The sequence below is a fragment of the Streptomyces sp. NBC_00984 genome (genome assembly GCF_045162475.1).
Classification (GTDB): Bacteria; Actinomycetota; Actinomycetes; order Streptomycetales; family Streptomycetaceae; genus Streptomyces.
On sequence record NZ_CP108734.1, the window covers coordinates 6,773,814 to 6,793,471 of the forward strand.

At 70.0% G+C, this 19,658-nt stretch carries 13 protein-coding genes and 1 pseudogene; 5 read left to right on the forward strand and 9 right to left on the reverse strand.

Annotated elements, in window-relative coordinates; genetic code table 11:
- Positions 1-2: 2 nt before the first annotated feature.
- The 5 genes from OG520_RS30265 to OG520_RS30285 all read right to left on the reverse strand — a co-directional run bounded on the left by OG520_RS30265 (position 3) and on the right by OG520_RS30285 (position 7,579).
- On the reverse strand, positions 3-1,793 hold the full coding sequence (locus tag OG520_RS30265) for a branched-chain amino acid ABC transporter permease (protein WP_406015268.1): 1,791 nt from the start codon (positions 1,791-1,793) through the stop codon (positions 3-5).
- Positions 1,794-1,798: 5 nt separating this feature from the next.
- Positions 1,799-2,728 carry a branched-chain amino acid ABC transporter permease gene (locus tag OG520_RS30270; RefSeq protein WP_266420688.1) on the reverse strand — a complete coding sequence of 310 codons (930 nt, stop codon included), beginning with the start codon at positions 2,726-2,728 and terminating at the stop codon, positions 1,799-1,801.
- Positions 2,729-2,829: 101 nt separating this feature from the next.
- Positions 2,830-4,047, reverse strand: coding sequence for a branched-chain amino acid ABC transporter substrate-binding protein (locus tag OG520_RS30275; protein WP_406016602.1), 1,218 nt, complete (start codon positions 4,045-4,047; stop codon positions 2,830-2,832).
- 685 nt (positions 4,048-4,732) lie between these two features.
- Positions 4,733-5,203 (reverse strand): PaaI family thioesterase, encoded by a 471-nt coding sequence (locus tag OG520_RS30280; protein ID WP_406015269.1) that lies wholly within the window; start codon positions 5,201-5,203, stop codon positions 4,733-4,735.
- Positions 5,204-5,302: 99 nt separating this feature from the next.
- The gene (locus tag OG520_RS30285) at positions 5,303-7,579 is read right to left on the reverse strand and encodes an FdhF/YdeP family oxidoreductase (RefSeq protein ID WP_406015270.1); all 2,277 of its coding nucleotides are present in this window, start codon (positions 7,577-7,579) and stop codon (positions 5,303-5,305) included.
- Positions 7,580-7,750: 171 nt separating this feature from the next.
- Here OG520_RS30285 and polA point away from each other — a divergent pair, with 171 nt between their 5' ends.
- Complete coding sequence (gene polA, locus OG520_RS30290; protein WP_406015271.1) at positions 7,751-10,462, forward strand: DNA polymerase I; 2,712 nt, start codon at positions 7,751-7,753, stop codon at positions 10,460-10,462.
- 94 nt (positions 10,463-10,556) lie between these two features.
- On the opposite strand, the pseudogene OG520_RS30295 reads toward polA, so the two are convergent.
- Positions 10,557-11,457 (reverse strand): annotated as a pseudogene (locus tag OG520_RS30295) (IS5 family transposase).
- Positions 11,458-11,462: 5 nt separating this feature from the next.
- Positions 11,463-12,038 carry a DapH/DapD/GlmU-related protein gene (locus tag OG520_RS30300; protein ID WP_399326766.1) on the reverse strand — a complete coding sequence of 192 codons (576 nt, stop codon included), beginning with the start codon at positions 12,036-12,038 and terminating at the stop codon, positions 11,463-11,465.
- Between the two features lie 114 nt (positions 12,039-12,152).
- On the opposite strand from OG520_RS30300, the gene OG520_RS30305 reads away from it, so the two are divergent.
- Complete coding sequence (locus OG520_RS30305) at positions 12,153-13,082, forward strand: LysR family transcriptional regulator (RefSeq protein ID WP_406015272.1); 930 nt, start codon at positions 12,153-12,155, stop codon at positions 13,080-13,082.
- A gap of 27 nt (positions 13,083-13,109) precedes the next feature.
- On the opposite strand, the gene OG520_RS30310 is transcribed toward OG520_RS30305, so the two are convergent.
- Positions 13,110-13,937 (reverse strand): DUF4184 family protein, encoded by an 828-nt coding sequence (locus OG520_RS30310; protein ID WP_406015273.1) that lies wholly within the window; start codon positions 13,935-13,937, stop codon positions 13,110-13,112.
- 187 nt (positions 13,938-14,124) lie between these two features.
- Here OG520_RS30310 and OG520_RS30315 point away from each other — a divergent pair, with 187 nt between their 5' ends.
- The 3 genes from OG520_RS30315 to OG520_RS30325 all read left to right on the forward strand — a co-directional run bounded on the left by OG520_RS30315 (position 14,125) and on the right by OG520_RS30325 (position 17,153).
- Positions 14,125-15,843, forward strand: coding sequence for a lytic transglycosylase domain-containing protein (locus OG520_RS30315; protein ID WP_406015274.1), 1,719 nt, complete (start codon positions 14,125-14,127; stop codon positions 15,841-15,843).
- A 143-nt stretch (positions 15,844-15,986) separates the two neighbouring features.
- Positions 15,987-16,124, forward strand: coding sequence for an SPW_0924 family protein (locus OG520_RS30320; RefSeq protein ID WP_136330601.1), 138 nt, complete (start codon positions 15,987-15,989; stop codon positions 16,122-16,124).
- Positions 16,125-16,157: 33 nt separating this feature from the next.
- Entirely contained in the window at positions 16,158-17,153 is a 996-nt protein-coding gene (locus OG520_RS30325) for a DUF3068 domain-containing protein (RefSeq protein ID WP_406015275.1), read from the forward strand.
- Here OG520_RS30325 and hrpB read toward each other — a convergent pair.
- A complete protein-coding gene (gene hrpB, locus OG520_RS30330) occupies positions 17,140-19,638 on the reverse strand; it encodes an ATP-dependent helicase HrpB (protein WP_406015276.1) in 2,499 nt (832 codons plus the stop codon). The two genes, OG520_RS30325 and hrpB, sit on opposite strands and share 14 nt — an antisense overlap.
- Positions 19,639-19,658: the final 20 nt, after the last annotated feature.

Here is a 19,658-nt window from a genome sequence, read left to right on the forward strand (position 1 = left end):
GGTCACGCCCCCGCCTTGGCGATGCCGGCGCCGGTCTCTTCGGACTGCCGTGGTTCCGGTACGTCGGGCTCGTCGTTCTCGTGGAACTCGAGCTGCTTCCTGCGGTCGGCGACCAGTCCTTCGGGGCGCAGGCGCATCAGGAGGATGAGTGCGATGCCGAAGAGGAAGAGCTGGTAGTCCTGCATGAACTGGAGTTTGGCCGGGATGAGGTAGAGCAGTGCGGCGCCGACGAGGGGTCCGCTGAGGGTTCCCATGCCGCCGAGGATGACGGCGGCGAGGAGGAAGGCGGAGTTGGGGGGTACGGAGCCGGCGAACTGGTACTGCTCGGGTGTCACGGTGTAGTTGACGTGTGCCTGGACGGTTCCGGCGAGTCCGGCGAGGGTGGCGCCGAGGGCGAAGGCGAGCAGTTTGAGCCGGAAGGCGTTGATGCCCATGGCGGTGGCTGCGGTTTCGTCTTCGCGGATGGCGACCCAGGCGCGGCCGATGCGGGATTCTCCGGAGCGGCGGAAGACGAGGACGACGACGGCGGTGAAGACGAGCATCAGCAGGTAGTAGTTGGCGGACCTGCCGAGGTCGAAGCCGAGGATGTTGTGCTTGAGGCCGAAGTCGAATCCGAAGAAGTTGAGGTCGGGGATGCTGGGGATGCCTTGGGAGCCGTTGGTGAGGTCGGGTCCGCTGTTGCCGTTGAGGTTGTTCACGGTGAGGCGGAAGATTTCACCGAAGCCGAGGGTGACGATGGCGAGGTAGTCGCCGCGCAGTCGCAGGGTGGGTGCGCCGATGAGTACGCCGAAGACGAGTGATGCTCCGGCGCCGGTGAGGACGGCGGCCCAGAAGGGGAATTCGACGCCGATGGCCGACATGGTGGAGCCGGAGACCAGAGCGGCGGCGTAGGCGCCGACGCCGAGGAAGGCGACGTATCCGAGGTCGAGGAGGCCGGCGAGGCCGACGACGACGTTGAGGCCGAGTGCGACGGTGCCGAAGATGAGGATGTTGGCGCCGATGAGCGCGTATTCCTCTTTCTGCTGGGTGAAGGGGAAGCAGACGGCTGCGACGAGGGCTGCGGCGAGGGTGATGTTGCGGTGCTTCGCGGTCAGTGCGGTGAGGCGGGAGATGAGTCCGGCTCGGTGGAGTGCGGTGAAGGCGAAGCCGACGGTGATGAGGAAGCCGATGAAGAGTTCGGTGTAGTCGGTGTCGATGCCGTAGGCGAAGACATGGAGGCCGATGCCGAACGCGGCGACGATGATGAGGATTTCGGCCCAGGAGGGGAGGGCTTTGGCGCGGGGGGCCTGGGGGGCGCCGAGGCTGTTGCGGAAGCGCTGCCAGGCGGTGGTTCCGGTGTCGAGTGGGTGGTCGCCGGGGAGTCCGAGTGCGGTGATGGTGGCGATGAGTGCGCCGATGCCGCTGACCCAGGCGCCGGGTTCCAGGTTGACGACGCCGCCGAGGTCGTAGGCGATGGCGCCGAGGGTGTAGCCGGTGGTGCCGAGGGTGCCGAGGGCGAGGAGGCGGACGGGGCTGTTGGTGCCGCCGGGGGTGAGCCAGCGCAGGCCTCGGATGCCGTATCCGGACAGTGCGAGGAGCAGGGTGAGTGCGGCGCTGATGAGGGTGAGGACCTGGAGGCCGCCGGGGTAGCCGGTGACGGTGAGGTCGCCGGGGAACTGGTCGGTCCAGGTCCAGGCGAGGAAGGTGCCGGCGAGTGTGACGGTGGCGCCTGCGACGGTGCCGATGCGGGCGGCTGCCGCGGGGATCGGCAGGAAGGGGGCGGGTGCGGGTGTGGTGGTGTGGTTGGTGGTCATCCGTATCACGCCCGATCCGCGACGCGTTCGCCGAGCAGGCCCTGGGGGCGGAGCAGCAGGACGATGATGAGGAGGACGAAGGCCCATACGTCCTTCCAGGCGCCGCCGCCGAAGAGTTCCATGCCGGGGACGTTGCTCATGTAGCCGGTGGCGAGGGATTCGGCGATGCCGAGTACGACGCCGCCGAGCATGGCGCCGTAGATGTTGCCGATGCCGCCGAGTACGGCTGCGGTGAAGGCCTTGAGGCCCATGATGAAGCCCATTTTGAAGCCGATCTGGCCGTTCTTGAGCCCGTAGGCGACGGCGGCGACGGCGGCGAACGCGGCACCGATGGCGAAGGCCATGACGATGATGCGGTCGGTGTTGATGCCCATGAGCTTGGCGGTGTCGGGGTCCTGGCTGGTGGCTTGCATGCCGCGGCCGGAGCGGGTCTTGGAGACGAAGAGTCCGAGGGCGAGCATGCAGATGGGTGCCGTGATGAGGACGAAGAGGTCACCGCGTTGGATGTGGGCGCCGAAGATGTCGATCGCTTCGCCCTTGAACTGGGGGAAGGAGCGGTCCTTCTTGGCGTCGGGGTACCACTTCCAGATGGCCTGCTGGAGTGCGAGGGAGAGTCCGATCGCGGTGATGAGCGGGGCCAGTCTGGGGGCGTTGCGCAGGGGCCGGTAGGCGAAGCGTTCGGCGGCTGCGCTGACGGCGACGGAGCATATGACGCCGCCGATGATCATGAGTGGGATGATTGCGAGGAGGGAGACACCGGCCGGCATCCAGAGGTACACGGTGAGAGCTCCGAAGCCTCCGATCATGAAGATCTCGCCGTGGGCGAAGTTGATGAGCTGGATGATTCCGTAGACCATCGTGTAGCCGATCGCGATGAGTCCGTACATCGCGCCGAGGATGAGTCCATTGGCCAGCTGTTGCGGCAGTTCGTTCACCGCAGGGCCTCCGTGGAGTGGTTCGGATATGGCACCGCGCGGGAGGGCTGGTAGCGCTCCCGCGCGGTCTGGTGTGGGTCAGGCGTGGGCCGGGGAGCTTGTTACGGCTTGTAGGCCTCGCTGAGCTTGGAGGTCCACTTGCCGCCGTCGACCTGGTAGGCGGTCATCATGGTGTTGGTGGTGTCGCCGTACTCGTCGAAGGAGACGGGGCCGGTGACGCCGTCGAACTTGACCTTGGCCATGGCTGCGAGGACCTTGGCGCGGGCGTCGTCGCCGCTGGGGAGCTTGCCGCCGTTGTCGGCGACGGCGATCTTGACGGCTTCGATGATCGACCAGGTGGCGTCGTAGGTGCCGCCGCCGTAGGCCTCGTAGGCGTCCTTGTATCCGGCGGTCTTGTAGTCCGCGATGAACTTCTTCGCCGAGTCGAGTTCCTCGACGGGCTTGCCGACGGAGGTGGCGATGTCGCCCTGGGCCTTCTTGTTGAGCTTGATGAAGTCGGCGCTGTACATGCCGTCGCCGCCCATGAGGGGGATCTGGACGCTGTCCTTGAGCTGCTGGCTCAGGGGTGCGCCGGCGGGGTATTCGCCGCCGTAGTAGACGGCCTTGGCGCCGGACTTCTTGACCTTGGTGACGACGGCGTTGAAGTCGCGGTCGTCGGGGTTGACGTGGTCGGAGCCGACGATCTTGCCGCCGAGGGTGGTGAAGGTGTTCTTGAAGGAGGCGGCGAGACCGGCGCCGTAGGGCTTCTGGTCGTCGATGAGGTAGACCTGCTTGATCTTCGCGTTGTTGAAGAGGTACTTCGCGGCGAAGGCGCCCTGGATCTGGTCCGTGGTGGCGGTGCGGAAGTAGGTCTTGAAGGGGCGCTTCTTGTCGCCGGTCTTCCAGTTCTCGCCCTGGGTGAGCTCGGTGCCGGTGTTGGCGGGGGAGACCTGGGTGAGGCCGGCGTCGTTGAGCGGCTTCTGCATCGACTGGGAGACGCCGGAGTTCAGGGGGCCGACGACGCCGACGACGGTGTCGTCGTCGATGAACTTCTGGGCGTTCTGCTGGCCGACGGAGGGCTGTGCCTGGTCGTCGAGCGGCTTGACCTCGAATTTGATGCCGGGGACGGTCTTGTCCTTGTTGGCCGTCTGGGCGGCGAGGTCGGCGGAGTTCTTGATGCCGAGGCCGAGGGCGGACAGGTCGCCGGTGATGGGCGCGTCGACGCCGATGACGACGGTCTGGGTGCCGCCGCTGTCGCTGCTCTTCTTGTTGTCGTCGCGCGACCCGCAGGCGGTGAGGGTCAGTGCTCCGGTCGTGAGCACGGTGGTGAGGATGAGCAAAGAACGGTGTCGCACGAAAGGTCCTTTCCCTGGCGCGGCCTCCTCTGCTTGAGGTGCCGTGTCGTTCGCCGGGCCGTACTGGTTGGTACAGGGCCGTGCTGCAGACGCGCCCGGCGGCGCGGTGACTGGCGGTGACTCTAGGCGCAGGTGTGGGGGTCGGGGATGGGTCCGCCGCAGGATGTGACTCTCTTGTTATGCCCTTGAGGAAGGCTTGAGGTGGCTGTGCGGACATGTACGGCTTTTTTACCGGACGGCGAAGTGACCGCATTCTGAGAACGCGCAGCTCTGCTAAGGGGCTTGAGCCGATCATGGTGCTGTCGCACGAGGTGGGGCGGGGTGGGGTGCGCGAGGGCTTGGTGAGGTGCCCGGCGGCTGTGGGGGCCGGGTCGGTGGGGCCGCGTGAGGGCGTCCGCGTATCGGATAGTGGTTACGCAGTGTCACATCGAGGGTGATGTGGTCGACGCGGTGTTGTGTGTGGGGGGTGCGGGGTCGGTGTGTGCGGGGTGCCGAGTGGGTCACACAACAAGGTTGCCGGTCAAGGGAGTTGGCGGGTTCGATTGTCAATCGTGAGTGGCGCGTGGGTGGTTGTGGACGGGTATGGCGATGCCCGGCCGGATTGTGTTCCGGCCGGGCATCGGTGTCGGGCGGTGGTGCCGCGTGGTGTGTGCGGTGTGTTTCCGGCCCGTCAGGCGGCGTCGGGCCGGGGGGCGTCGCGGAGCATGCAGGTGAGGCGTGCGGTGCAGACCCGCTTGTCCTGTTCGTCGGTGATGGCCATCTCGTACGTGGCGGTGGAGCGGCCGCGGTGTACGGGGGTGGCGACGCCGGTGACGAGTCCGCTGCGTACGCCGCGGTGGTGGGTGCAGTTCAGGTCGACGCCGACGGCGAGTTTGGTGGCGCCGCCGTGGAGCATGGAGCCGATGGAGCCGAGGGTTTCGGCGAGTACGGCGGAGGCGCCGCCGTGGAGCAGTCCGTAGGGCTGGGTGTTGCCTTCGACGGGCATGGTGCCGACGACGCGGTCCGCGGAGGCTTCGACGACGGTGACGCCCATGCGTTCGCCGAGGTGGCCGGCGGAGAAGAGGGCGGGCAGGTCGACGCCGAGTGCGGCGTATTCGTCGATGATCTCCTGGGGGAACTTGGGTGCGGTGTGCTCGCCCATGGGCCGGCTCCGATCGTCTGCGGTGGTTCACGGCTTCGTTGCTGTGTGCATCGTTCTTATCAGACGACTGAGCGGACGCTTAGGGCCTGTCCGTCGTGATCACGCGACGGTGTTCTCGAAGCGGACGACGACGGACTTGCTGGCCGGGGTGTTGCTGGTGTCGGCGGTGGAGTCGAGGGGGACCAGCACATTGGTCTCCGGGTAGTAGGCGGCGGCGCAGCCCCGGGCGGTCGGGTAGTGCACGATGCGGAAGCCGGGCGCGCGGCGCTCCACGCCGTCCTTCCATTCGCCGACGAGGTCGGTGTACGCGCCGTCGGGCAGGCCGAGGGCGTGGGCATCGTCGGGGTTGACCAGGACGACGCGGCGGCCGCCCTTGATGCCGCGGTAGCGGTCGTCGAGGCCGTAGACGGTGGTGTTGTACTGGTCGTGGGAGCGCAGGGTCTGCAACAGCAGCCTGCCTTCGGGGAGTTCGGGGTACTCGACGGGCGCGGCGGTGAAGTTGGCCTTGCCGGTCGCGGTGGGGAAGCGGCGTTCGTCGCGGGGGGCGTGCGGGAGGGCGAAGCCGCCGGGGTGCGCGACGCGGGCGTTGAAGTCCTCGAAGCCGGGGACGACGCGGGAGATGCGGTCGCGGATCGTCGCGTAGTCCTTCTCGAACTCCTCCCAGGGGGTGGTCGATCCGGGGCCGAGGACGGCGCGGGCGAGGCGGGCGACGATGGCGGGTTCGGAGAGCAGGTGGGGGCTCGCGGGGGTGAGGTTGCCGCGTGAGGAGTGGACCATGCTCATGGAGTCCTCGACGGTGACGAACTGCTTGCCGCTCGCCTGGACGTCCTTGTCGGTGCGTCCCAGCGTCGGCAGGATCAGTGCGCGGGTGCCGGTCACGGCGTGCGAGCGGTTGAGTTTGGTGGAGACGTGGACGGTGAGGCGGGCGCGGCGCATCGCGGCCTCGGTGACGTCCGTGTCGGGGGTGGCCGCGACGAAGTTGCCGCCCATGGCGAAGAAGACCTTGGCGTCGCCGTCGCGCAGGGCCTGGATGGAGCGGACGACGTCGTAGCCGTGGTGGCGCGGTGAGGTGATCCCGAATTCTTGGTCGAGGGCGTCGAGGAAGGCGGGGGCGGGGCGCTCGAAGATGCCCATGGTGCGGTCGCCCTGCACGTTGGAGTGGCCTCGGACGGGGCACACTCCGGCGCCGGGGCGGCCGATGTTGCCGCGCAGCAGCAGGAAGTTGACGACTTCGCGGATGGTCGGCACGGAGTGCTTGTGCTGGGTGAGGCCCATGGCCCAGCAGACGATGGTGCGCTTCGAGGCGAGGACCATGGTGAGCGCCTTCTCGATGGCGCCGCGGTCGAGGCCGGTGGCGGCGAGGGTCTGGTCCCAGTCCGCCTCGCCGGCCGCTCGGGCGAACTCCTCGTAGCCGTGGGTGTGCTCCCGTACGAAGGCTTCGTCGACGGCGCCCTCGGTCTCCAGGATCATTTTGTTGAGGAGGCGGAAGAGGGCCTGGTCGCCGCCGATCCGGATCTGGAGGAAGAGGTCGTTGAGCGCGGCGCCCTTGATCATGCCGAGCGGGGTCTGCGGGTTCTTGAACCGTTCCAGGCCCGCCTCGGGGAGCGGGTTCACCGAAATGATCTTGGCGCCCGCCGATTTGGCCTTCTCCAGGGCGGAGAGCATCCGGGGATGGTTCGTGCCGGGGTTCTGTCCGGCGACGATGATCAGGTCCGCTTGGTGGAGGTCCTCCAGGGAGACGCTGCCCTTGCCGATGCCGATGGTCTCCGTCAGTGCCGAGCCGGAGGACTCGTGGCACATGTTGGAGCAGTCGGGGAGGTTGTTGGTGCCGAATTCGCGGGCGAACAGCTGGAGCAGGAACGCGGCCTCGTTGCTGGTGCGGCCCGAGGTGTAGAAGAGAGCCTCGTCGGGGGAGCCGAGCGCGCCCAGCTCCTCGGCGATGACGGCGAAGGCGCGCTCCCAGGTGACCGCCTCGTACCGGTCGGCGCCCTCGGGGAGGTACATCGGCTGGGTGATCCGGCCCTGCTGGCCCAGCCAGTACCCGCTGCGCGAGGCGAGGTCGGCGACCGGGTGCGCGGCGAAGAAGTCGGGGGTGACCCGGCGCAGCGTCGCTTCCTCGGCCACGGCCTTGGCGCCGTTCTCGCAGAATTCCGCCGTGTGCCGCTTGTCGCCCTCGGGCCAGGCGCAGCCGGGGCAGTCGAAGCCGTTCTTCTGGTTGACCTTGAGGAGGGTCTGCGCGGTGCGCCGCACACCCATCTGCTGCTGGGCGATGAGCAGGCTGTGGGCGACGGCGGGCAGCCCGGCGGCGGCGTGCTGCGCCGGCTCGATTCGCGGCGCGTTCTGGACCGGATCTCCGGTGGGCGGCTTGGTGGCCATTTCGTGCTCCCCTTTGAGCCGACTGCGAGGCTGCGCGGTGCGTGGTGCGCATCGATGCTGTCCGTGTTTCTCTGCCGATCCTGTCACGCGGCACCGGCACGCGGCACCGGCAGGGAGGACGGCGAGCGAGGCCGGTCGGGAATGTCAGTGGTCCGTGGCAGGATCGGGGGCGTGGCTGAGACGGCATCGAAAAAGACGGCAGACAACCGACCGCGCCTGCTCCTGATGGACGGGCACTCCCTGGCGTACCGGGCGTTCTTTGCGCTGCCTGCGGAGAATTTCACGACAGGGTCGGGGCAGCCGACGAACGCGGTGTACGGCTTCGCGTCGATGCTCGCGAACACGTTGCGTGACGAGGCGCCGACGCATTTCGCGGTGGCGTTCGACGTCTCCCGCAAGACCTGGCGCTCGCAGGAGTTCCCGGAGTACAAGGCGAACCGTTCGAAGACCCCGGACGAGTTCAAGGGGCAGGTCGAGCTGATCGGCGAGCTGCTGGACGCGATGCACGCGGACCGTTTCGCGGTCGACGGCTTCGAGGCGGACGACGTCATCGCCACGCTGGCCACGCAGGCCGAGGCGGCCGGTTTCGAGGTGCTGATCGTCACCGGTGACCGGGATTCGTTCCAGCTGATCACGGACAACGTCACCGTGCTGTACCCGACCAAGGGCGTCTCGGAGCTGACGCGCTTCACCCCGGCGAAGGTCGAGGAGAAGTACGGGCTCACACCGCAGCAGTACCCGGACTTCGCGGCGCTGCGCGGTGACCCGTCGGACAATCTCCCGGGCATCCCCGGTGTCGGTGAGAAGACCGCCGCGAAGTGGATCAATCAGTTCGGTTCGTTCGACGAGCTGGTCGAGCGTGCCGAGGAGGTCAAGGGCAAGGCCGGTCAGAATTTCCGGGACCACCTGGACGCGGTGCGGCTGAACCGCAGGCTGACCGAGATGGTCCGTGACGTGGAGCTGCCGAAGACCCCGCAGGACCTGGAGCGCGCCCCGTACGACCGCACCGCGGTGACGGGTGTGCTGGATGTCCTGGAGATCCGTAACCCGAGCCTGCGCGAGCGGCTGCTGGCCGTCGACCCGGGGGCGGCCGAGGACGAGGCCCAGGCGCCCGCCGCGGGCATCGAGCTGGACGGCGCGGTGCTGGGCGCGGGCGAGCTCGCGCCCTGGCTCGCCGAGCACGGCGGGCAGCCGCTCGGCGTGGCCACGGTCGACGCCTGGCTGGTGGGCAGCGGCACGGTCACCGAGATCGCGCTGGCCGCGGCGGACGGCGCGGCGGCCTGGTTCGACCCGGCCCTGCTCGACGCGGGCGATGAGCAGGCGTTCGCCGCCTGGATCGCCGACGCGGACCGGCCCAAGGTCATGCACAACGCGAAGAGCGCCATGCGGGTCTTCCCCGAGCACGGCTGGCAGGTCGACGGCGTCACGATGGACACCGCGCTGGCCGCTTATCTGGTCAAGCCCGGCCGTCGTTCCTTCGCGCTGGACGCGCTGGCGGTGGAGTACCTGGGCCGTGAGCTGGCCCCCGCGGCGGCGTCCGACGGCCAGCTGGCCTTCGGGGCGGACGACCAGGCCGAGGCGGAGTCCCTGATGGCGCAGGCCCGCGCGGTCCTGGATCTGGGCGATGCGTTCACCGCCCGGCTGGCGGAGGTCGGCGCGACCGATCTGCTGCACGGCATGGAGCTGCCGACGTCCGCTCTGCTGGCCCGTCTGGAGCGGCACGGCATCGCCGCCGACCGGGCCCATCTGGAAGGCATGGAGCAGCAGTTCGCCGGTGCGGTGCAGCAGGCGGTGAAGGAGGCGCACGCCGCCGTCGGCCGCGAGTTCAACCTCGGTTCGCCCAAGCAGCTCCAGGAAGTCCTCTTCGGCGAGCTGGGCCTGCCCAGGACGAAGAAGACGAAGACCGGGTACACGACGGACGCCGACGCGCTGGCCTGGCTCGCCGCGCAGACCGAGCACGAGCTGCCGGTGATCATGCTGCGCCACCGCGAGCAGGCCAAGCTGCGGGTCACGGTCGAGGGCCTGATCAAGACGATCGCGGCGGACGGCCGTATCCACACCACGTTCAACCAGACGGTGGCGGCGACGGGCCGGCTCTCCTCCACCGACCCCAACCTGCAGAACATCCCGGTCCGTACGGACGAGGGCCGGGCCATCCGCCGCGGCTTCGTCGTCGGCGAGGGCTTCGAGACGCTGATGACGGCCGACTACAGCCAGATCGAGCTGCGGGTGATGGCGCACCTCTCCGAGGACGCGGGCCTGATCGAGGCGTTCACCTCCGGCGAGGATCTGCACACCACGGTCGCCTCGCAGGTCTTCGGCGTCGACAAGTCGGCCGTCGACCCGGAGATGCGCCGCAAGATCAAGGCCATGAGCTACGGACTCGCGTACGGGCTCTCCGCGTTCGGTCTCTCCCAGCAGCTGAACATCGAGGCGGGCGAGGCGCGCGGCCTGATGGACACCTACTTCGAGCGGTTCGGCGGGGTGCGCGACTATCTGCACCGGGTGGTGGAGGAGGCCAGGGCCACGGGGTACACGGAGACGGTCTTCGGCCGCCGCCGTTACCTCCCCGACCTCAACAGCGACAACCGCCAGCGCCGTGAGATGGCCGAGCGGATGGCGCTCAACGCACCGATCCAGGGCACGGCCGCGGACATCGTCAAGGTCGCCATGCTCCAGGTCGACCGGGCGCTGACCGAGGCGAAGCTGAAGTCCCGGATGCTGCTCCAGGTCCATGACGAAATCGTGCTGGAGGTCGCCGAGGGCGAGCGGGCACAGGTGGAGGAGATCCTCCGCCACGAGATGTCCACGGCCGTGCAGTTGCGCGCCCCGCTGGATGTCTCGGTGGGCGTCGGTACGGACTGGGAGTCCGCGGCGCACTGACCCGCCGACGGTGCCGGACGGGCCCGGGACGCGATGTTCCCGGGCCGTCCGGATTCCCGGGCCGTCCGGACCCCTGTGGCCTAGAGCGTGTCCGTTAAATCCGGGCCCAGACCAGCACCGCCGCGAGGACCGCAGCGGAGCGGTAGACGATCGCGAGCTTGTCGAACCTCGTGGCCAGGCCCCGCCACTGCTTGAGCAGGGCGAAGGATCGCTCGACGACGTTGCGGTTCTTGTAGGTCGCAGCGTCGAACTGTCGAACTTCGGTGGGCGGCCGCCCGCTGAACCACGGCGGCGACGGTGTTCCTGCTGGTCACGTCGTTCAGGGATGACTGCGGTGATCCCTCGGGCTTTCAACGTCCTGCGGATCGCCTGGGAGGAGTACGCCTTGTCCCCGAGCAGCATGGACGGGGTCGTGCGCGGGCGACCTGCCCCAGTCCTCGGGATGTGCAGGTCGCCCAGCAGTAACGGCAGGGATTGCCCGTCGTGGGCCTGCCCGGGTGTCACAACCACAGCCAGGGGGCGGCCTCGGCCGTCGACGGCGTGGTGGACCTTCGTGGTCAACCTGCCACGAGAGCGCCCGATCGCGTGCCCGACAGGCTCGCAGTGGGCACCGGGACCGCGGCGTGGGCCGCAGCCCGGCACGATTCAGGACGGTGGGTGTTCGTGGCGTGCTGGTGGGCCCGGTTGATCGTGGAGTCCACCGCGACCCGCCGGTCGACCTGCCCGGCAGCGTCCGCATCAGCGAGCAGCACGCCCAGGATTCGGTCCCAGGTCCCGTCCCCGGCCCACCGACGGTGGCGGGCCCACACGGTCTTCCACGACCCGAACCTGCTCGGGAGGTCTCGCCAGGGGATGCCGGTGCGGTACCGGTAGACGATCGCCTCCACCACACGGCGGTGATCAGCCCAGGGCCGGCCCCGCCTCCCGTTGCTGGTCGGCAGCAGCGGACGAATGCGGTCCCACTGCTGGTCGGTCAGCCGGGCGTGATGGGGCATCAGGATCAGAGTGCTGACGTGCTGCTCGCCCCGGGCCGGCGGCCCGGCCGGGCTCCGTCAATCGTCTTGATGGCCTGGGCGGGAACTCCCGCGACCAGGGTGCGGGGAGGAACATCACGAGTGACCACCGCGCCGGCAGCGACCACCGCGCCGGCACCGATAGTCACTCCCTGCGTGATCGTTGCTCCCGCACCGATCCAGACGCCGTCTTCGATGACGATCGGGGCGAGGGAGAGGTACTCGCGGCGCTCGGCGAGAGGCAGAGGGTGCCCCCCGGTGATGAGATTGACCTTCGGGGCGATCATGACACCGTTGCCGATGCGGATCCCGCCCCTGTCCATGAACGTGCATCCCTGGTTGACGAAGACGTTCTCCCCGAACGTCGTGTTCAGCCCGCACTCGGTGAAGAACGGCGGGTAGATCGTCACCGACTCCGGGAGCGGACCACCGAACACAACAGAAAGTAGTTCAGCACGACCTTTGCCGTCGTTGAACGGCAGCACGTTCAGCCGAGACGTCGCGTCGGTCACCTCCACGACTCGTTCCATATGACGCGCGAACTCGGGCTTCTGGACATACATGATCTGATCTGTGCGAGTAGACATGCGCTGATCCCACCACTCTGAAGAACCCGCAATCAAACAACCTCGAGACCAGCCAGCGACAACCAACCGTTGTGAAATTAGGGTGGGAGTGTGGATGTTGAAGCGATGCGGACGTTCGTGACCGTCGCCGAGACCGGCCAGTTCCAGGCGGCGGCGGACGAGCTCGGGATCAGCCAGCAGGCGGTCTCCAAGCGGATCGCGACCCTGGAGAAGCACCTCGAGGTCACGCTCCTGGTGCGCACCTCCCGCGGCTCCCGGATGAGCATGGACGGGCAGGTCTTCCTGCCGCACGCCAAGAAGGTCCTGACTACCATCGAGCAGGCCGAGCAGGCCGTGCGCCCCGGCAGCCGGCCCTTGCGCGTCGACGTCCTCAACCGGCGCATCGCTCCTGCCCAGGCCGTCTACCGGTTCTACCGCTCCCATCCCGAGATGAACCTCGACGCCGTCACACTGAGCAAGGAGAACGCCGCCCAGGCCACCCACGCGGTGCTCGATGGGACCGTCGACGCGTCCTTCCGCGCTCTGCCGGCAGGCCAGGTCCCGGCCGGGATCAGCGCCGAACGACTCCTGGACGGACCCCTGGAGCTCCTGGTCGGCCCCGGCCACCCGTTGGCGGACGCGCCCCGGGTCAGGCCTGCGGACCTGGCCGGCCACCGCATCTGGATCCCCGGGATCAGGCCCGGCACGGAGTGGGCGGCGTTTTACCAGGCGCTGTCCGAGGCCTTCGGTCTGAGCATCGACGCGCTCGGCCCCAACTTCGGGGACGAGGCCCTGATGGACGCGCTGGCCGACTCGGCCTCGCTGGCCACCCTCGTCGGCAGCGGGGACCGGTACGTGTGGCCCCAGACCCACGACCTGCGACGCATCCCGTTGCGCGAACCGACCCCGGTGTACACGCACGTGCTGCTGTCCCGCACCGGAGACCAGCACCCCGTGCTGACCGCGCTGCGCGACCATCTGCGCACCTCAAGGCTGCGCACCCCGGACGACGTGTGGGCACCGGACTGGATAGACCGCTGACCAGACGACCGATTTGACGGACAGACCCTAGGCCCGTCCGGCGACCGCGGGTGCGGCCGTGCGCGGTCGCCGCAGCCGCATCCACGCCCCGTACAGCACCAGGCCCACCGCCAGCCCCGCCCCGGCGCCGAAGCAGGCGGTCGGGATGATGTCCAGCGGGGTGTCGATGTGCCCGAAGTACGCGTACCAGCGTGCGCACCGGTGGGCGACGCCGAGCAGTACGCAGACGCTCAGCAGCACCCCCGCCGACCACCGTCCCCGGCGGTTCAGTACTGGCACGGACGGGGGGACCGGGCGCGCCCCGGTCCGCCGCAGCCCCGACGCCGTGAACCACGCGAGCACGGCCAGGGCCATCGCCGAACTGCCGTACTGCACCAGCTGGAACACCGGAAATCCGCCGACGCTCCCGTCGAGCAGCGGCACCAGGCGCACACCCCACCGGTCGTGGTGGGTGAAGGCGTCCCAGACGACATGGGTGGCGGCCCCGATCACCGCCGACAGCACGAACCCGGCGGCCTCCCGCACGCCCCGGGCGGTCCCGCGCCGTCCTCGTACGAACGCGTGCACCCGCCCCTGCCAGGCTCTCGGCAGCAGCGCCACCAGTGGTTCGCGCAGCAGCAGCCACAACGCCACCACGGCCGCGGTGATCAGCACATCGACCGTGAACACACCCCACACCGAGTGGGTGACCCGGCCGAACTCCATGGCGCCGGGAACCGCGGTGTCCGCGTAGTACGTCATGTCGGGGGCGAACGAACCCGAGACGAGGGCCGAGGCGAACAGCGGCCCATGTGCCGTCCCGTCCCGCCGCATCCCCGGGAGAACGGCGGCGGCATGACTGAGTGTGAACGGCATGGCGGCAAGTATGCGCGAGCCACCGTCGCCCGCCCGACCACTGCCGTACAACTTGCTGTCCGGAACATGAAAAACAGGTAAGAACCGGTCAGTGCACGGTGTCTTGGCGGCACAAGTTGCCGTAGGGTCGCCTGAGTCCTGCTGCTGGGGAGCGTGGACAGTCGTCGAAGGGGAGGGGCCAGAGGTTATGGCAGCGCAATTCGGTCGTCGGCTTCGCAAGGGGGCGACCACCACTGCTGTGGCCGCCGTCGCCGTGGCGGCGCTCTCCGCCTCGGGGGCCCCGGGCACATCGCTGGTCACCGAGAGCGGCGACCAGCAGTCCACCGGGTCGACGCCTCCGCCCGACGGCAGCGCGGCCACCGGCAACTCGCCGTACTACACGGACCTGCCCCCGCTGAACACCCCCGACAAGCCGGGCACGTCCACGAATCTGCCCGTCACCGGCAGTGCGGAATCCGGCATTCCGGCTTCGATCCTGGCCGCGTACAAGAAGGCCGAGCAGACCCTCGACGACACCGACGCCGCCTGCCGGCTGCCCTGGCAGCTGCTCGCCGCGATCGGCAAGGTCGAGTCCGGCCAGGCCCGCGGCGGCAGGGTCGACGCGAACGGCACCACGTTCTCGCCGATCCTCGGCCCGGTCCTCGACGGCCGGGGCTTCGCCATGATCAAGGACACCGACAACGGGGCGTACGACGGGGACTCGACCCACGACCGCGCCGTCGGCCCGATGCAGTTCATCCCGTCCACCTGGGCGACCTGGGGCCAGGACGGCAACGGCGACGGCCGCAAGGACCCCAACAACATCTACGACGCGGCGCTCGCCGCCGGACGCTACCTCTGCGCCGGCTCCCGCGATCTGTCCCTCGCCGCGGATCTCGACCGGGCGGTCCTGAGCTACAACCACTCGGACGCCTATCTGCGCACCGTCCGCTCGTGGTTCGACTACTACAACCGCGGGACCCACGAGATCCCCGACGGAACCGGCACCGTCCCGCCCGGCCTCGGCGGAGGCAGGGACCACAGCTCCGGCAGCCCGAGCCCGTCCCCCTCGCCGCACGGGACGACCAAGCCGAAGCCCGAGCCGAAGCCGAGCCCGGACCCCACGAAGCCGGGTGACGGCGGATCGACCGGCCCGACCTCGCCGACGACCCCGCCCACGACTCCGCCGGCCCAGACCCTCGCAGGCGTGGAGAACGCCGGTACCGGCACGCTGACCGCCACCGCGGGCGACGCCTTCGCCGAGCGGATCAAGGTGCGGGCCAGGAACAGCCTCGGCGGCCCGCTCGCCAAGGTGTCCGTGACCTTCACCATCGCCGGTGACACCGACGCCGCCTTCGACGGCGGGAAGAACGCGGTCACCCTCCTCACCGCAGCCGACGGCACGGTCACCGCCCCGGTGCTGAAGGCGGGCGAGAAGGCCGGGAAGTTCACGGTGCGGGCCACCGCCACCGGCCGTTCGCTGCCCCCCGTCGCCTACACCGCGACCGTCACCGCCCGTCGGGCCGACGAGATCGCGAGGACCGACGACAAGGCGCTGACCGCGGCACCCGGCACCGAGTTCGCCGACACCGTCGAGGTCGAGGCCACCTACAAGGACGCGGTCGCGGCCGGTGTCGCCGTCACCGCCACCATGATCACCGACGCCGAGGAGCCGGCCGAGAACGACAAGGGCCCCTACTTCAAGGACGCCGACGGCAAGACGGTCCGTACCCTCACGGAGCTGAAGACCGACGCCGACGGCGTCCTGAAGCTGCCCAGGATCTACGCCGACGACACCGCGGGCACCTACAAGCTGCGCCTCACCACCGAGGGTGGCGCCACGATCGTCATCGAGCTGAAGGTCGAGGCCCCCGAGGCATCCGAGACCCCCGAGGCGTCCGAGACCCCCGAGGCGCCCGCCGGCTGACCCCGCCCGTCCGCACGTCGGAGCAGCCCCTTTGCCACCACCCGGCAGAGGGGCTGTTCTACGTGTTCTCATCTCGCGCCCGCATTGCTACGGTGCCCCAACCCTGACGACCCATCAGATCCATGCTCTCCGGGAGGACCGGCATGCGTGCTCTCGTCGCCGCCGCCATCGGGCTGGCCGCAGCCCTCGCGCTCGTCCTCACCATCAGCGCGATCGGCGCCCCGCCGGGAGAGACCTCGCCCAAACCCCTGCTGACCACCGTGCCGGGCCCCAAGAACTAGTTCCGGAAAGCAGAAGCCGAGGGAGGGCACCACATGCGCCGCCGAGCCAGCCTCGTACTCCTGGCATTCGCCGTCTTCTTCGCCGCCATGTCGCCACTGCTGCGCTGGTACGCCTTCCCGAGGCTGGCGAAGATCCCGCCCAGTCAGTACCAGGAGACGGTGCTGGAGGCGAAGCCCGCCACCCTCCTCGACTACAACGACAACATGAAGGTGAAGACGGTCCCCAAGGTCACCATCGTGCAGACCCTCAAGGGCAACGTCGAGGAGTCCGAGAAGATCGAACGCAGCGCCGGCCGCGACGTCGTCGTCTGGGACGCCCTCAGCTACGTGGTGGGCCCGGACGGCAAGATGGTCTCCGAGATCCCCGAGCGCTACATCTTCGACGCCCACAGCCAGGCCCCCGTCCACGCCACCGGGGAATCCGTCGACGGCGACCCGGTCAGGCGCGAGGGCATCGAGTTCAAGTGGCCCTTCCTCACCCAGAAACGCGACTACGAGTACTTCGACGCCCAGGCCCGCACCAGCTCGCCCATCCACTACAAGGGCACCCGCACCTTCCACGGCATGGACGTCTACTACTTCGAGCAGACCATCCCGTGGACCGAGGTCCCGATGCCGAAGAAGATGCCGATCAAGGGCGTCACCCCGGAACAGATCGCGAAGACGGGCATGACCCGCTGGTACACCACCAAGCGGATGTTCTGGGTGGACCCGGTCACCGGAGCGCCGGTCAACGGCGAGGAGATCCACAAGGAGGAGCTGCGCAACGCCAGGAAGATGGGGATGCCCCAGGACACCATGACCGTGTTCGCCGGGCATGTGAAGATGCGCCCGGACTACGTCGAATCGATCGTCGACCTGGTCAAGTCCCAGCGCCTGCTGGTCCTGCTGCTCACCTCGTACCTGCCCTGGGGCTTCCTGGTCCTCGGTGTCGGACTGCTCGGGCTCGCCCTGTGGCTGGAGGCCCGCTCCCGCCGCCCGCACGGGCCACCGGCATCCTCGCCGGAACCCGCCCCTACTCCCGCTTGAGCCGAGCCTTCGTGAACCGGGTCGCCTCCACCGTCGTGGGGTCCTCCGGCCACGGATGCTTCGGGTAGCGGCCGCGCAGCTCCGCCCGCACGGCCCGGTAGCCGTCCCGCCAGAACGACGCCAGATCCGCGGTGACGGCTGCGGGCCGGCCGGCCGGGGAGAGGAGATGGACCAGGACCGGCACCCCGGCCACCCTCGGGGTCTCCCGCAGACCGAACAACTCCTGGAGCTTCACCGCGAGTACCGGCTGCTCCCCGCCGTACTCCACCCGGATACGGGAACCGCTCGGCACCTCGATCCGCTCCGGCGCCAGCTCGTCCAGCCGCACCGCCTCGCCCGTCGCCCACGGCAGCAGCCGCCGCAGCGCCTGCCCCGCGTCGATCCGCGCCAGATCGGAGCGCCGCCGGGCCCGTGACAGCTCGGGCTCCAGCCACTGCTCGGTACGCTCCAGCAGCGCGCCCTCCGACACATCCGGCCAGGGCGCCCCCAGCTCGCGGTGGAGAAAGGCGAGCCGCTCCCGCAACTGCTCGCTCTCCCGCGTCCAGGGCAGCAGCCCGAGCCCTTCGCGCCGCAGACCCTCGACCAGCGCCTCGCGCACCGGCCCGGGTGCCGGCTGCTTCAGCGGGCGCACCGACAGTTCGACGGCACCCAGCCGCTCCACCCGACGGGCCACCACATCGCCGCCGGCCCAGTGGACCTCCTCGCCGCCGCGGAGCAGATGCCCGGCGGCCGTTCGTGCCGTGTCCTCGTCGATGACGGCAGCGAGCCGCACCCGTGCGGACGCCGCGTGCGCCGGCCGGTCGGCGACCGCGACCGCCAGCCAGGGCGCACTGCGCAGCCCCGAGCCGTCCCGCAGCTCCGCGCCCGTCCCCGACGCCATCAGGAACGCTCCCTCGCCGCGGGCCCGTGCCACCCGCTCCGGGAACGCCAGCGCGGCCACCAGACCGACGGCCGCGTCGTCCGGACCGGAACCGCCGGCCGCGTCCTTCACCGACGAGGACAGCCGCCGGACCTCCTGCCGCCAGCGCGCCGCGTAGCCGTCCCCGCCCCGCCGCGCGGTACGCAGCGCGGCCGCCAGATCGTCCCCGTACTCCCGCGGCGGCTCCTCGCTCAGCAGCGCCACCACCTCGGCCGCCCGCCGACCGCCCACCTCGGCGGCGCCGTCCAGCAGCGCCCGCGCCAGCCGCGGATGCAGGCCGAGACGGGACATCCGTACGCCCCGGTCGGTCGCCCGCCCGTCCGTGTCCACCGCGCCGACCGCCGTCAGCACCTCGCGCGCCGCACTCATCGCACCCGCGGGCGGCGGGTCGAGCAGCGCCAGCCCCGACGCGTCCGGATCGCCCCAGCACGCCGCCTGCAACGCGAACGCCGCCAGATCCGCGACCTTGATCTCCGGGGACGGGAACCGGGCGAGCCGCCCGTCCTCCGCCTGCGCCCAGCACCGGTACACAGCCCCGGGCGCCTCCCGCCCGGCCCGGCCCGCCCGCTGCCTCCCCGCCGCCTGCGAGGCCCGCACCGTCGTCAGCGCGCTCAGCCCCCGCGCGTGATCGGTGCGCGGCTCCCTGGCCAGCCCCGAGTCGACCACGACCCGCACCCCGGGCACCGTGAGGGACGACTCCGCCACCGAGGTCGCCAGCACCACCCGCCGGCCGTCCGACGACCCGGCCAGCACCGCGTCCTGCACCGCCGCCGGAGCCCGTCCGTGCACCTGGAGCACCTCGGCGGCCACCCCGGCCAGTTGCCCCGCCACCCGGCCGATCTCGCCGACCCCGGGCAGGAAGCACAGCACGTCGCCGTCCCGCTCGGCGAGCGCCCGGCGCACCGTCGCGGCGACATGCGTCAGCAGCACCGGATCGACGCGCATCCCGTGCGGCGGCCGCACCGGAGCTGCGGGCGGCGCCCAGACCACCTCCACCGGATGCGAGACGCCCTGCGCCTCGATCACCGGGGCATCGCCCAGCAGCCGCGCCCAGCCCTGCGCGTCCGTCGTCGCGGACGCGGCGACCAGCCGCAGATCGGGCCGGATCGCCTCGCGCACATCGAGCAGGAACGCGGCGACCGTGTCCGCGTCGAGGTGCCGCTCGTGGCACTCGTCGATGATCACCGCGTCGACCCCGGCCAGCTCCTGGTCGCGCTGGAGCCGCTGGAGCAGCACACCGGTGGTCACCACCTCCACCACCGTGTCGCGCCCCATCACCCGCTCCCCGCGGACCGTGAACCCCACCCGGCCGCCGGCCTGCTCGCCGATGAGCCACGCCATCCGCCGCGCCGCCGCCCGCGCGGCGATCCGCCGCGGCTCGGCGACCAGCACCCTGCGTACCGGACCGCCCCCGGCCAGACCGGCCAGGACCAGCGGTACGAGAGTCGTCTTGCCGGTGCCGGGCGGCGCGCACAGCACCGCGACACCGCGGTCGTCGAGCGCCCGCTCCAGGGCGGGCACGGCGGTGCGTACGGGCAACTGGGCCAGGGCGTCGGTACGGATCACGCCCCCAGTCTCGTACGACG